Genomic DNA, 14,457 nt, shown 5'->3' with positions numbered 1-14,457 from the left:
CAGGTTATGCTATTTTTTATGCTCTAATCCTAGGTGGGGAAAGGGATTGAGGGGCTTTTGAGGGTTACAAGTTTGAGATAATAATAAATTATTATCTAGAATACCACTATAGCGGGAAATATCCGCTAAAAGCTCACTTCGTTCGCACTTGATATAAATAAAGCATAATTTTTCTATATTATACACTTGAGGCACTATAACTGTTAAATTTGTTAAAGTTTTCCAACCTCTTCCTATCAACTCTTTCTCTGTTCAAGTGGTACGACTGCTAGTGTCTTTCCTAGACTCGCTAGGACTTTTAAGACTGTGTCCAACTGAGGGCTAGTCTTGCCTGTTTCCATTCTAGCTATGACAGGCTGGCTTACTCCACTAAGTTCTTCTAGCTTTTTCTGGCTGATTCCTTGCTCATATCTGGCTTCAATCAGCTCACTTATGATAGCCACTCGCATATCACTTTCAAGAATTTCATCCTTGGTAAAGAGTTCAGATCGGACATCCTTCCAATTACTCCCAATAGCACTATTTTTCATCACTTAACCCTCTTTCTTTTAAGTCCTTCAACTCACGCTTGGCTTTTTCAATCTCTCTTCTAGGAGTTTTCTGAGTCTTTTTGACAAAATGATGTAAAAGAACAAAACTACCATCAACCCATGCTACAAATAAAATTCAATCTCTCAGTGGTCTTAGTTCCCAAATCTCATCTTCCAAATGTTTGATATATGGTTCCCCAGCTCTCGTCCCATGCTGACTAAGCAACTCGATATAGTCATTTAGTTTATTGAGTTTGATGCGACTATCCTTACTTTTCTGACTAGCCAATTCTCTCATATAATCCAAGACTGGCTCATTTCCATTTTTGTCCATATAGAAGTAAATCGTATGCACCAAGCAACCTCTTTCTAATTTAATTATAACTCAAAAGTTATTAAAAGTAAATCTGAACACTCATAAAAAGAAGACCTTAGAAAAACTCTAAAGGTCTCATCTTTATTATTCGAAAAAATTACGAAAAGAGTTATAAAATGCTGACAATCCTTACGTTTACTTCAGCTTAATCCCCTTCTCTCGAAGATTATCCAGACACTCCTCATAGTATCTTGCATCATGCTCACTATAAATGGGTTTGCCTAGCTTCTCCTCAGACAAGTCTTGATAAGGAGGGCAGGTCTTGCCACGGTAGTTTTTATCCAACCACTCTGAACTAACATTGTAGCCACGGCCAGCCATCTCTTCCATAATCAAACGATGATAAGCATAGAGACGATAGGGAGAGTGAGTAAAGACATAGTCAACCGTCGCATGCTTTCTGCCCCAGCCATTCCCACGCAGAGCGCAGCACTCTCGATGTTGCCCCAAGAGCTGAGGACGGGGAAGTTGTGAAATCAAAGCCTCATGCCAAAGTCTCATGGGAGTCTCCTTTCAACAAGGTAGAATGTTGCAGATAAGCATTTGGGTAACATTCAAGCAAATCTCTCGTCTTAGCAATTAATTCTTCTTTGGTGGCATGACCAGAGTGATAACGCTCCAGTAAAAACATAAAATCCTTGCGTTCAGTCTCTGTTGCTTTCTTCTTGAAATAGCCCCAAATATGCTGAAAGGCATTGCAAACCTGACCTCTATGCTCAGGGATTTGACAGGCACGATCGATCAGTTCTTGAACATGACTTACTTCCACCTCTTCATTCTTCAAGTATTGGCGAATCTCATTGTAAATATTGCTAGAATGACTCAAAATGAGATATTTGTTTCTCGCCCAGAGTTGCTGGCAAAGGGCACGTTGGTTATTATTCATAATTGACATTATACCATGTCTGGATTCAGAAATATCTATTCCTACCTTATAATCTTATAAAATTGCCTTTTTTAAAGCCGCTTGCAGTTCTTCATCTACTGCGTAGATATAGAGTCCATTTACTCCTCTTGTAAGTAAAACATTTAATTCATTTTTTAAAAGATCTTCACCAAAATTTTTCATTTCACCATTTTCGAGTTTCCTATTTTGAACTGCTCCTTTATTTTTACTAGCAGAGATATCAAACTTAATTTTACCATCTCTATATTTAACCGATGGACCAATAATGACTCCAGCATAATTCAAATCAAAACCTTGCACAGTAAAAGTGGATCCTACTTCACCAATAGTTTGTGGTTGTTCAATCCAAGAAAGTTTAGAGTTTTTCCTATCCCTACTCAATTCTCTATTCCAAGGACAAGACCAGTCATCTATTTCCACACACCAATAATCTTTAGATTCAGGTTTAGATTGACTACTATATTCCCAATCATAAGTTGCTATTAACCTAGAAATCCCTAAATGACGATTCTCACCTTTTAATTTAATAGCATCCTGTAATTCCTTGGGAGAATTAAATATCTGGATATCATAGTTATTATCTTCTTTTAATTTGGTAATTTCTCTTTTATCAATAATATTTCTAATCCAACTAATTGTTGATTCACTAGCTTTTATACGCATTTGATTATTTAATTCAATTAAATTGCCAGACAGCCTCGCTTGATGCTGTAAAGTCAAAAATGAATCATCTACCCATATTTGAGATTTACTCATTATTTGATTATCATCGTACACTAAAACTACTACTTTCGATTTTGATATTATATCCTTTAAATGATTACCACCTTGATAAGCTTGATTTTTTGCAGTCAAAAGTAAGTGTCCTTCGTCAATAACAACTATACCAGCATTAGCATCTTGCTTTTTTAGTGCGTTTAAAAACTGAGTTGGTTTCATAGCAACATCAAGAGTTGAACCACTCTTCCATTCAAGCTTTTTCTCTATTTCTTTATAGACACTCAATTGATCATCATGATTAACAACCAAATTAATTGCATTATTTTCTCTTAGGAAATCCGTGTCATCAGAATTTAATAGATCATCGATTAAAGAACTCATCAAAACAGTTTTACCAGCACCAGCTTCTCCTTTAACCAAGATTAAAGTTCCAAACTCGTTCTTACTAAGCGCTGATGTAATTTTAAAAATGATTTCATTTTTCTCTTTTAATTGCTCATTGGTTAATTTATGAAATGGGGAAGATTTAAAAATTGCAGAATTTCTAACAATACTTTCTGCTGGAAATAAATACTTATTTTTCTTATTTAACGAACTCCAAATTTTGGTAAAAATCTCATCAAGCTCATCAGAAGTATAATATTTATTTTGAGGATTCCCTCGTCTGTTTTGAACATTTGAAACATTATCAACACTTAATAAATACAACATTAGTCTATTCTCAATATCTAGTGTCAAAGACTTATTAAAGTGATGATGACCTATAACAAACATTTTAGTAGTATTTGATTTTGAAAATTTAGTCCAATCTTCTCTAATTTCACCTAAATGTTGATTTGTACGACGTACAATATCTGTTGTTTCACCTACATAAACACTATATCCATCAGAATTTTTATCATTTACAATATATATAGTCGGATACTCAAACAATAGCATCTTGTTTTCATCACGAAAACTGATTTTTAAAGTTTCCTGTAAAGTGTCTAATGAACCACTTTCATATTTTACTTCTTCAATTACTGGTTTCAATATTTTACTCATATCAGTTACTCAACACTATAATTCAGTATATTTTTTATTATTCCCCTTACTTAATTTAACAGGATATTTCGCTTTATTTTTTTCTAATTTTTCTTCAATAATCTGTTCTATATCCAGTTGTAAATTATCAGCTAACATCATTGAATATATTAGCACATCCGCTAGTTCTTCTTTAATTCTTTCAAGAGAATTTGTTGTAACTTCTTCAGGCTGCTTCCATTGGAACAATTCTAGAAGTTCACTAGATTCCAGCAAGATAGAAATAGCTAAATCTTTTTCATTGTGAAATTTTCTCCAATCACGATCATCCCGAAATTTATTAATTTTCTCTATTGTTGATTTCATTTTAATTCTCCAATAAGTCTACTAACTTACATTATAACATGAAAATCTTTCTTAACTTCTACTAAAAGGTAAAGTCACAAAAATCCCCCTTAGAAATCCGCTTCTAAGGGGTTGTCTTTATCCTGCTGCTTGGGCTGGTTCTGCTGGTTTGGCCTTTTTATCTTTCTTGTTGCTAGTAATAAGACGGCGCTTGCTATCTCGGATGCTATTAAGTTCCTTGAGAAGTTGAGTCAAGTGTTCCTTTTCAGGGTAGGCTTCTGCACTGGCTGCGGTATAGCGCATAAAGAGGTCGTAGCTGGTTGAAAGTTCGGTACGGAGTTGTCTAGTCTTGCCGACTTCCTTGGCAGACTTAGAAGCACGCGCCTTACTTTCCACTTGGTCATATTCCTCTTGAGCATTGACCACCGCCGTCAGCATAGGAGTCAGTCCTAGACTGATCACTGCCTCATGATAGGGTGCTTCACTAAGCGTTTTGAGCAGGCTCTTGATTTCTGCCGTCTCCACATCATTGCTGTGCTTAGTGATGTCCTTGTACTTGGCAAAGACTGGTTTCAGAGTTTCATGAGCTTCTTTGAGCTTGGCATCCTTAATCTTCGCAAATCCTCTATGAAGGGTAAAGAGACCGACCAAGGCACTATCACGATTGCGATCAACTTCTGTCAGATTACTAGACTCTTTCGTCTCCACCGCCGCAAGTTGAGCTTGAAAATCATCCAGCTTGGTCTTGAAGGGTTCCAAATGTTTGGCATACATAGCCTCATCCTTGTTTGCCTTAGAAAAAGTTGCCAAGCTTTGATGAGTATCCATCATTAGGCTTTCAAACTCACGGTTGGTAAAGTTGCTGTAACTAAGAGGGCGAATAGCGTATGTTTTTGTCATGATAATATCCTTTCTATTTAACGAATCATTTTGTTTTTTCTTTATCAAACCAAGACTGGATTAGTTCTGGAAGATAGACCTGTTCTTGATCTGTTTTTACAATGCTTCCTTGTCTACCATGTTGAATCAAAGGTCTATCCTTAAATACAAAGACTTGAAACAATGCACAGACCAAAAATAGAAGCCCCCATAAAGGAAGTGTCGATAGCATACTCTCCTCATCATCTTTAACTTTCTTCATCAATTTTTCTCCTTTAAGTTAATACACTCATTCTAACAGTTTCCCAAACCATTTTAACCCCCATCCGCTCAACTGTCATTATTTCCATCTAAAATGTACTTTTCAAGACAAATCAGACATTCCCAAAATAAAAAATCCCTATCTGACTAGACAAACATTCCGTCTGTCAGATAGAGACTCTTACTATTTTTAGATTTTAGCTTTTCTAGCTTTAGAATACATCTAAACTTTAGGGAAGATGACTATTCGAAAGTTCGAAGACCTCAAAACTTTCGTAGATAAGCTATTCGAAGCTTAGAATACTTTTAAATTTATGGAATTGTGGTCGTTCTAAACTTAGAATACATGTAAACTTTAGGAAAGAGATCTATTCTAAATCTCGAAGGCCTGTATTCCCATCTATTTCTCAGCAAAAAGACTCATTCCCCCTTTCTCCTCCAAAATATGGTATAGTAGAATTATACTATCTATGAGGAGTTTACATGTCACAGGATAAACAAATGAAAGCTGTTTCTCCCCTTCTACAGCAGGTTATCAATATCTCATCGATTGTCGGTGGTGTTGGAAGTTTGATTTTCTGTATTTGGGCTTATCAGGCTGGGATCTTACAGTCTAAGGAAACCCTCTCTGCCTTTATCCAGCAGGCAGGTATCTGGGGGCCACCTCTCTTTATCTTTTTACAGATTTTACAGACGGTCGTCCCTATCATTCCTGGGGCCTTGACCTCGGTGGCTGGGGTCTTTATCTACGGCCATATCATCGGGACTATCTACAACTATATCGGGATTGTAATTGGCTGTGCCATTATCTTCTATCTGGTGCGCCTCTATGGAGCTGCCTTTGTCCAGTCTGTCGTCAGCAAGCGCATCTATGACAAGTATATCGGTTGGTTGGATAAGGGCAATCGTTTTGACCGTTTCTTTATCTTTATGATGATTTGGCCCATTAGTCCAGCTGACTTTCTCTGTATGCTAGCTGCCCTGACCAAGATGAGTTTCAAGCGCTATATGACCATCATCATTCTGACCAAGCCCTTTACCCTCGTAGTTTATACCTACGGTCTGACCTATATTATTGACTTTTTCTGGCAAATGCTTTGACACGTAAAAAATCCGTTTGGTTTCCCAAGCGGATTTTGTGCTTTATTTTGAAACTTCTTTTGCAAGGACAAAGTTCCCAAGTGTGGCAGAACCATTCCCTGCGACTGCTGGAGTCACGATGTAGTCACGCACATCTGGTACTGGTAGGTAGCCGTTGAGAAGAGATGTAAATTTCTCACGGACACGATCCAGCATGTGTTGTTGAGCCATGACCCCACCACCAAAGACGATCACATCTGGACGGAAAGTTACAGTCGCATTAACTGCAGCTTGAGCGATGTAGTAGGCTTGGACATCCCAGACAGGGTTGTTGAGTTCAATATTTTCCCCACGAATACCTGTACGAGCTTCCAAACTTGGACCAGCTGCATAGCCTTCCAGACATCCCTTATGGAAAGGACAAACACCCTTAAACTCTTTTTCAATATCCATTGGGTGTCTAGCAACATAATAATGACCCATCTCAGGGTGACCCGCACCACCGATAAACTCGCCACGTTGGATGACACCTGCACCGATACCTGTACCAATTGTATAGTAAACCAAGTTTTCGATACGGCCACCAGCATTGTTACGGGCAACCACTTCACCATAGGCAGAGCTGTTTACATCTGTAGTGAAGTACATTGGCACGTTGAGGGCGCGACGAAGGGCACCAAGCAAGTCCACATTTGCCCAGTTTGGTTTTGGAGTCGTTGTGATAAAGCCATAAGTTTTTGAGTTTTTATCAATATCAATCGGACCAAATGAACCGACTGCAAGACCAGCAAGGTTATCGAATTTTGAGAAGAACTCGATGGTTTTATCGATTGTTTCGATTGGAGTTGTTGTTGGAAATTGTGTTTTTTCTACAACGTTAAAGTTTTCATCACCGACAGCACAGACAAACTTTGTACCGCCCGCTTCCAAGCTTCCATATAATTTTGTCATGATAAACCTCTTGTTTTTATTTTCTTTATTATAGCATATTTCGAAAGTCTAAATTTCTCTATTTTTTAGATTTTCCTCTGTAAATCTTACCATTCAAGCAAAAACGAACAAACATGTCATTTGTTCGTTTTCACATTAGAGAGGATTGATTAGATTTTCACTTCAATCACAGCATCCCCCTTCGCAACTGAACCTGTTGCGACTGGAGCTACTGAAGCGTAGTCAGCTGTGTTTGTAACGATAACCATTGTTGTATCATCAAGTCCAGCTGCAGCAATTTTGTTTGAGTCAAATGTTCCAAGAACATCGCCAGCTTTAACCTTATCACCTTGAGCAACTTTTGCTTCAAAACCGTCACCATTCATAGATACAGTGTCAATACCAACGTGGATCAAAACTTCAGCACCATCAGTTGTTTTCAAGCCAAAAGCGTGTCCTGTTGGAAAGGCAATTGAAACTTCAGCATCAGCTGGTGCATAGACCACGCCTTGGCTAGGTTTCACAGCGATACCTTGTCCCATAGCTCCACTTGAGAAGACTGGGTCATTGACATCCGCAAGAGCGACAACATCACCAACGATAGGAGTTACAAGTGTTTCATTTTGAAGAGCAACAACATTTCCAGTAACTGCTTCTTCAACGAAGCGTTCTGTAGTAGTTCCTTCAGCAACCTCTACTTCATCTTCGTAACCGAACATGTAAGTAAGTGCAAAACCAAGGGCAAATGATACAGCTACCATCAGAAGGTATAGTGGAAGTTGTCCATTACCGGCATAAAGCATTGTTCCAGGGATGATGGTGATACCACTACCAGTACCAGCAAGTCCAAGGATTGAAGCCAATCCACCACCGATTGCACCAGCAATCAATGAAAGGAAGAATGGTTTACGGAAGCGCAAGTTCACCCCGAAGATAGCAGGCTCTGTAATACCTAGGAAGGCAGAAAGAGCAGCTGGGAAAGCAAGTGTTTTCAGTTTTGGATTTTTCGTTTTAACACCAACCGCAACAGTCGCAGCACCTTGGGCTGTCATAGCAGCTGTGATAATAGCGTTGAATGGGTTAGCATGGTCAGCAGCAAGCAATTGAACTTCAAGCAAGTTAAAGATGTGGTGTACACCTGACACGACAATCAATTGGTGAACCCCACCAATCAAGAAACCACCAAGACCAAATGGCAAGCCAAGAATTGCTTTTGTACCAATAAGGATGTAGTTTTCAACAACGTGGAAGACTGGTCCAATGACAAAGAGTCCAAGGATAGACATGACCAAAAGTGTCACGAATGGTGTTACCAAGAGGTCAATGACATCTGGAACAACCTTGCGGACAGCTTTTTCAAATTTAGCTCCGACAACCCCGATGATGAAGGCTGGAAGAACAGAACCTTGCAAACCAACAACAGGGATGAAACCAAAGAAGTTCATAGCTGTTACTTCACCACCTGAAGCGACTGCCCAAGCGTTTGGAAGTGAGCCAGAAACAAGCATCATACCAAGAACGATACCAACGGCAGGATTTCCACCAAATACACGGAAGGTTGACCACACAACCAAACCTGGCAAGATGATGAAGGCTGTATCTGTCAAAATTTGTGTGTAAGTTGCAAAGTCACCTGGAAGTGGCATTTCAAGAGCGTTGAAAAGACCACGCACACCCATGAAAAGACCTGTCGCTACGATAACTGGGATGATTGGAACAAAAACGTCACCGAAAGTACGGATAGCACGTTGGAACCAGTTCCCTTGTTTCGCAGCTTCTGCTTTCATGTCATCTTTAGATGATGTTGGCAAACCAAGCGCAACAACTTCATCGTACATTTTGTTTACTGTACCAGTACCAAAGATGATTTGGTATTGACCTGAGTTAAAGAAAGCACCTTGAACTTTTTCCAAGTTCTCAATCACTTCTTTATTGATTTTTCCTTCATCTTTGACCATGACACGAAGACGAGTCGCACAGTGAGCTACACTGTTGACATTTTCACGTCCGCCCAAGGCATCGATGACTTTTTTTGCAATTTCCTGATTGTTCATTTGCAAAAATCTCCTTATATAAAATTTTGTTATTGTTTGAAAGCGATTTTATTCGCCCTACGACTATTATTTTATCATGTTTTAGAAATATGTCAAGCGTTTTGCAGAAAAAATATTCTATCCACTTAGTGGGCACGCCATAGATTGATTGTTTTTGACTGTTTTAGCAGGCATTTCTTAAAAAAATAAGTTTGGAATCTTGTTTAAAAAGGATTTTGCTTCACTTTTTTTCAATTTTTTGTAGATAGATGATTGATTTTCTGGTTTTAATTTGTGACAAACGTTTGACATTTTTTTATCTTTTTTAACATAAAAGGCTTGCGTTTTTTATCGAAAACGGTTACTATTAGAAGTGATAAGATTTTTGGAGGAATGAATGAATGGAATGGACAACTGAGCGTCGTTACAGACTTTATCAAGATTGGACGCAAGAAGAAATTCAAAATATTAAGAAAAATATGGCACAATCTCCATGGCATACTCATTACCATGTTGAGCCAAAAACAGGACTTCTCAACGACCCAAATGGCTTTTCTTACTTTGATGGGAAGTGGATTGTTTTTTATCAAAACTTTCCTTTCGGTGCAGCCCACGGTTTGAAATCTTGGGTTCAATTGGAAAGCGATGATTTGATTCACTTCACAGAAACCGGAGTCAAAGTTTTGCCTGATACTCCATTAGATAGCCACGGTGCCTACTCTGGTTCTGCCATGCAATTTGGTGATAACTTGTTCCTATTCTATACAGGAAATGTCCGCGATGAAAACTGGATCCGTCACCCTTACCAGATTGGAGCTTTGATGGATAAGGATGGCAAGATTACAAAGATTGATAAGATCTTGATCGACCAGCCAGCAGACTCTACTGACCACTTCCGTGATCCGCAAATTTTTAACTTCAAGGGACAATACTATGCTATCGTCGGTGGACAGGACTTGGAGAAAAAAGGCTTCGTCCGTCTCTACAAGGCTGTAGACAACGACTATACAAACTGGCAAGTCGTTGGCAACCTTGACTTTGCTAACGACCGTACTGCCTACATGATGGAATGTCCAAATCTGGTCTTTGTAGGGGAACAACCTGTCCTTCTCTACTGCCCACAAGGATTGGATAAAGATGTTCTAGACTACGACAATATCTATCCAAATATGTATAAGATTGGGGCTTCCTTTGACCCTGAAAATGCTAAAATGGTAGATGTATCTCAACTTCAAAACATGGACTATGGTTTCGAAGCCTATGCAACTCAAGCCTTCAACGCTCCTGATGGACGTGCTCTAGCTGTTAGCTGGCTTGGCTTGCCTGATGTTTCATATCCATCTGATCGTTTTGACTACCAAGGAACCTTCTCTTTGGTCAAGGAACTCACTATCAAAGACGGCAAACTCTACCAATATCCAGTCGCAGCTATCAAGGACCTTCGTGCTTCTGAAGAACCTTTCTCAAACCGCGCCCAAACCAAGAACACTTACGAACTCGAACTCAACTTGAAAGCCAATAGCCAGAGCGAGATTGTCTTACTTGCTGATAAAGAAGGCAAGGGACTTTCCATCAACTTTGACCTTGTAAATGGTCAAGTGACAGTAGATCGTAGCCAGGCTGGTGAACAGTATGCCCAAGAATTTGGAACTATTCGTTCTTGCCCAATCGAGAATCAGGCTACTACTGCTACAATCTTCATCGATAATTCTGTCTTTGAAATTTTCATCAATAAAGGAGAAAAAGTATTTTCTGGTCGTGTCTTCCCACATGCGGACCAAAATGGGATCCTAATTAAATCTGGAAACCCAACTGGAACTTACTATGAATTAGATTATGGTCGCAAAACTAACTGATGTCGCCAAACTTGCAGGCGTCAGCCCTACTACCGTTTCTCGGGTTATCAATAAAAAAGGCTATCTATCTGAAAAAACCATTCAAAAGGTCAATGAAGCTATGCGAGAATTGGGCTATAAACCCAACAACCTGGCTCGCAGTCTACAAGGAAAATCAGCTAAGTTAATCGGCTTGATTTTCCCCAATATTTCTAACGTTTTCTATGCAGAATTGATTGATAAGTTGGAACACCAACTCTTCAAAAATGGCTACAAAACTATCATCTGTAACAGCGAGCACGATTCTGAGAAAGAACGCGAATACATCGAAATGTTGGAAGCTAATCAGGTGGACGGTATCATTTCTGGCAGTCACAACTTGGGAATTGAAGACTACAATCGTGTAACAGCGCCGATTATTTCCTTTGACCGAAATCTGTCTCCAGATATTCCTGTCGTCTCCTCTGACAACTATGCTGGTGGGGTCCTAGCCGCCCAAACCTTGGTCAAGACAGGCGCCCAGTCTATCATCATGATTACAGGGAATGACAACTCCAATTCTCCAACTGGGCTACGCCATGCTGGCTTTGCTTCTGTACTCCCCAAAGCTCCTATTATCAATGTTTCCAGTGACTTTTCTCCCGTCAGAAAAGAAATGGAAATCAAGAATATCTTGACTCGACAAAAGCCAGATGCCATCTTTGCTTCAGATGACTTGACTGCTATTCTAGTCATTAAAATTGCTCAGGAACTGGGCATTTCTGTCCCTGAGGAGCTCAAGGTCATCGGCTATGATGGGACTTACTTTATCGAGAATTACTACCCTCAACTGGCTACTATTAAGCAACCCTTGGAAGAAATTGCCTGCCTCACTGTTGACCTTCTCTTGCAAAAGATCGAAGGTAAGGAAGTAGCGACAACTGGTTACTTCTTACCAGTTACACTATTACCAGGAAAAAGTATTTAAACACAAAAAAACTCAGACCGATTCGTCTGAGTTTTTTTATGATCTTAAGTTTTCTAAATAACGCTGGGCAGTCTCTAAGTTAAAGGTTTTATCTGCGATGAGGCGCTCGACTAGGGGAACTACCTCGGATTCACTAGCTCCTGCTAGGAGAGCTAAGGATTTAGCCTGCAATTTCATGTGGCCTTGCTGGATACCCGTACTCACCAAGGCTTTGAGGGCCGCAAAATTTTGAGCAAGTCCGATAGACACGATAATCTGGGCTAATTCTTTGGCAGAAGGATTTCCCAGTAGCTCATGACTGAGGGCTACACGAGGGTTGAGACCAATAGAGCCACCCTTGGTCGCTACAGGCATGGGTAGTGTCATCTCACCAACTAATTCTTCTGTCTCCAAGTCTAAACGCCAAGAGCTAAGACCTTGGTAGCGTCCATCTTGACTGGCAAAAGCATGAGCCCCTGCCTCAATGGCACGCCAGTCATTACCAGTGGCAATCAAAATGGCATCAATACCATTAAAAATCCCTTTATTATGAGTAGCAGCTCGATAAGGATCAGCCTGCGCAAACTGACTAGCCAAAGCGATTTTCTCCGCAATCTCTCGTCCTTGATCCTTTTGGCGGCTCAAGTAGCGAAAAGCGATACGACAACTTGCAGTCACCAGAGAATCGGTCGCGTAGTTGGAAAGGATTCCCATAAGACTCTGCCCCTGGCTGAGTTCTTCCAAGATTGGTTTCAAGGCTTCCAGCATGGTGTTGAGCATATTGGCTCCCATGGCTTCCTGGGTATCGACATGAAGATAAACAACGAGAAAGTCTGTTTCACCTTTAATCTGTTCTACATGCAGATCACGCGCCCCGCCCCCACGTTTAACGATAGAAGGATAGGCTTGATTAGCAAGCTCCAAGAGCTCAGTCTGTTTGTTTACAATCTTCTCTTGGGCTTGTTCAGGATTAGAAACTTGATAAAGGGCTACCTGCCCAATCATCTGACGCTCATGGACTTGTGCGGTAAAACCTCCTGCACGCTTGATGATTTTACTTGCATAGCTGACCGCAGCAACCACAGAGGGTTCTTCTGTAACATAGGGAACGGTGTATTCCTGTCCATTGACAAGAACCTCTGGGACCAGCGAATAAGGCAGAGAAAAAGTTCCCACTACATTCTCACTCAGCTGGTCTGCCACAGTCACACTCATCTGTTCATCCTGCTCCAAACTCTCTTGTCTCTCAGGACTAAGGAGCGCCTGAGCTTTTAACTGCTCTAGGCGCTCTTGGTATGATTTTTTAGAAAATCCATTCCAACTTATCTTCATTATTTTTCAACCTTGCTATAACGGCGTTGGTGGTCAACAATTTCAACCAAGGCAAAATCTTGATTTTCATAGCCAGCAAACTGGGCAGAATTTGTTTCATCTAAGTCTACTTCCTCAAAGAAGACTTTTTCATAGTCTGCAACAGACAGGGCAGTTCGTTGGTTGAGCTTGTTCAAACGGTCTTTATCCAGATAAGCTTCATATCCTTCAACCAATTCACCACTAAAGAACTCAGCTACGGCCCCACTTCCGTAACTATAAAGGGCAATTTTATCCCCAGCCTTCAAGCTATCTGTATTTTCCAAGAGAGACAAAAGTCCAAGGAAAAGTGAACCTGTGTAGATATTCCCCACCTTTTGACTGTAGAGAATAGACTGGTCAAAATGCTTTTGCAAGAGGTCTTTTTTCTCTTGAGGCAGGCTCTTATCCATGATTTTTTTCAAGCCTTTTAAGGCTAATTTAGGATAAGGCAAGTGGAAGCAAACAGCCGCAAAATCATCTAAGATAAGCTGGTAACGTTTTTGGTATTCAAGCCAAGTCGTTTTCAAACTATCTAAGTATTGCTGGGTAGAATAAACACCATTTACATAAGGCGTTGTTGAGTAATTTGGACGCCAGAAATCCATGATGTCACGAGTCTGAGCCACATTGTCGTTATTAAAAGCCATAATGCGTGGATTCTGTGTAATCAACATGGCCACACTTCCAGCACCCTGAGTGGGTTCTCCAGGTGTTTCAATACCATATTTGGCAATATCACTGGCAATGACCAAGACCTTGGACTCTGGAGAATTTTCCACATGCAATTTGGCATAATGAAGGGCCGCTGTCGCTCCATAGCAGGCTTCTTTAATCTCGAAACTACGAGCAAAGGGCTGGATGCCCAGCAAACCATGCACAAAGACGGCCGCAGCTTTACTCTGGTCAATTCCTGACTCGGTAGCCACAATGACCATGTCAATTTCTGCTCTTTCTTGCTCAGTTAAGATAGAGTCACTAGCACTGGCAGCCAAGGTCACGATGTCCTCAGTTAGGGGCGCAATACTCAATTCCTTGAGTAAGAGTCCTTTGCTTAATTTTTCAGGGTCAATTCCCCTCGCTTCTGCTAAGTCTTGTAATTTCAAGACATATTGACTGGTCGCAAAACCAATCTTATCAATACCGATTGTCATATTTACCTCTGTTTTATCATTCATTGTAAAAAATCGTTCTATACTATTTTATCACAAATAGCAGTAAAAGAGAGAAAAAAGACTTGAT

14 protein-coding genes and 1 pseudogene are annotated in these 14,457 nt (G+C 40.1%); 3 read left to right on the top strand and 12 right to left on the bottom strand.

Features of this window, described 5'->3' with window-relative positions; translation table 11 throughout:
• Positions 1-236: 236 nt before the first annotated feature.
• The 8 genes and pseudogenes from K1I71_RS03005 to K1I71_RS02970 form a co-directional block, all read right to left on the bottom strand.
• Complete coding sequence (locus tag K1I71_RS03005) at positions 237-530, bottom strand: helix-turn-helix domain-containing protein (protein ID WP_223330187.1); 294 nt, start codon at positions 528-530, stop codon at positions 237-239.
• A pseudogene (locus tag K1I71_RS03000) lies at positions 520-885 on the bottom strand (type II toxin-antitoxin system RelE/ParE family toxin). The gene K1I71_RS03005 and the pseudogene K1I71_RS03000 overlap by 11 nt, the downstream one beginning before the upstream one ends.
• 156 nt (positions 886-1,041) lie before the next feature.
• Entirely contained in the window at positions 1,042-1,407 is a 366-nt protein-coding gene (locus K1I71_RS02995) for a TIGR02328 family protein (protein WP_223330186.1), read from the bottom strand.
• Positions 1,391-1,792 carry a YbgA family protein gene (locus K1I71_RS02990; protein ID WP_398576679.1) on the bottom strand — a complete coding sequence of 134 codons (402 nt, stop codon included), beginning with the start codon at positions 1,790-1,792 and terminating at the stop codon, positions 1,391-1,393. Before K1I71_RS02990 ends, K1I71_RS02995 begins: the two co-directional genes overlap by 17 nt.
• A 54-nt stretch (positions 1,793-1,846) precedes the next feature.
• The gene (locus K1I71_RS02985; protein WP_223330185.1) at positions 1,847-3,577 is read right to left on the bottom strand and encodes a DUF2075 domain-containing protein; all 1,731 of its coding nucleotides are present in this window, start codon (positions 3,575-3,577) and stop codon (positions 1,847-1,849) included.
• A 15-nt stretch (positions 3,578-3,592) separates the two neighbouring features.
• Complete coding sequence (locus K1I71_RS02980; RefSeq protein ID WP_000843086.1) at positions 3,593-3,922, bottom strand: MazG-like family protein; 330 nt, start codon at positions 3,920-3,922, stop codon at positions 3,593-3,595.
• A 117-nt stretch (positions 3,923-4,039) separates the two neighbouring features.
• Complete coding sequence (locus K1I71_RS02975; protein WP_223330184.1) at positions 4,040-4,801, bottom strand: DUF6261 family protein; 762 nt, start codon at positions 4,799-4,801, stop codon at positions 4,040-4,042.
• A 25-nt stretch (positions 4,802-4,826) separates the two neighbouring features.
• Positions 4,827-5,042: a hypothetical protein gene (locus K1I71_RS02970; RefSeq protein ID WP_223330183.1), complete on the bottom strand. Its 216-nt coding sequence runs from the start codon at positions 5,040-5,042 to the stop codon at positions 4,827-4,829.
• Between the two features lie 482 nt (positions 5,043-5,524).
• Between K1I71_RS02970 and K1I71_RS02965 the strand changes: the two genes are divergently transcribed.
• Positions 5,525-6,142: a TVP38/TMEM64 family protein gene (locus K1I71_RS02965; RefSeq protein WP_223330182.1), complete on the top strand. Its 618-nt coding sequence runs from the start codon at positions 5,525-5,527 to the stop codon at positions 6,140-6,142.
• Between the two features lie 42 nt (positions 6,143-6,184).
• Here K1I71_RS02965 and scrK read toward each other — a convergent pair whose 3' ends face one another.
• Together scrK and K1I71_RS02955 are read right to left on the bottom strand one after the other, a co-directional pair.
• Positions 6,185-7,072 carry a fructokinase ScrK gene (gene scrK, locus K1I71_RS02960; protein WP_223330181.1) on the bottom strand — a complete coding sequence of 296 codons (888 nt, stop codon included), beginning with the start codon at positions 7,070-7,072 and terminating at the stop codon, positions 6,185-6,187.
• 149 nt (positions 7,073-7,221) lie between these two features.
• A complete protein-coding gene (locus K1I71_RS02955; protein ID WP_223330180.1) occupies positions 7,222-9,105 on the bottom strand; it encodes a sucrose-specific PTS transporter subunit IIBC in 1,884 nt (627 codons plus the stop codon).
• Between the two features lie 380 nt (positions 9,106-9,485).
• On the opposite strand from K1I71_RS02955, the gene K1I71_RS02950 reads away from it, so the two are divergent.
• Together K1I71_RS02950 and K1I71_RS02945 are read left to right on the top strand one after the other, a co-directional pair.
• Complete coding sequence (locus K1I71_RS02950; RefSeq protein WP_223330179.1) at positions 9,486-10,940, top strand: sucrose-6-phosphate hydrolase; 1,455 nt, start codon at positions 9,486-9,488, stop codon at positions 10,938-10,940.
• Positions 10,921-11,886, top strand: a complete 966-nt coding sequence (locus K1I71_RS02945; protein WP_000226009.1) for a LacI family DNA-binding transcriptional regulator — start codon at positions 10,921-10,923, stop codon at positions 11,884-11,886. The genes K1I71_RS02950 and K1I71_RS02945 overlap by 20 nt, the downstream gene beginning before the upstream one ends.
• A 36-nt stretch (positions 11,887-11,922) precedes the next feature.
• On the opposite strand, the gene K1I71_RS02940 is transcribed toward K1I71_RS02945, so the two are convergent.
• Both K1I71_RS02940 and K1I71_RS02935 read right to left on the bottom strand, forming a co-directional pair.
• Positions 11,923-13,197, bottom strand: coding sequence for a hydroxymethylglutaryl-CoA reductase, degradative (locus K1I71_RS02940; protein WP_223330178.1), 1,275 nt, complete (start codon positions 13,195-13,197; stop codon positions 11,923-11,925).
• Positions 13,197-14,369, bottom strand: a complete 1,173-nt coding sequence (locus K1I71_RS02935; RefSeq protein WP_223330177.1) for a hydroxymethylglutaryl-CoA synthase — start codon at positions 14,367-14,369, stop codon at positions 13,197-13,199. The genes K1I71_RS02940 and K1I71_RS02935 overlap by 1 nt, the downstream gene beginning before the upstream one ends.
• Positions 14,370-14,457: the final 88 nt, after the last annotated feature.

Origin of the sequence: Streptococcus mitis (genome assembly GCF_019929545.1) — a bacterium.
Classification (GTDB): domain Bacteria; phylum Bacillota; class Bacilli; order Lactobacillales; family Streptococcaceae; genus Streptococcus; species Streptococcus mitis_BU.
This window is presented reverse-complemented; position numbering and strand designations above follow the sequence as displayed.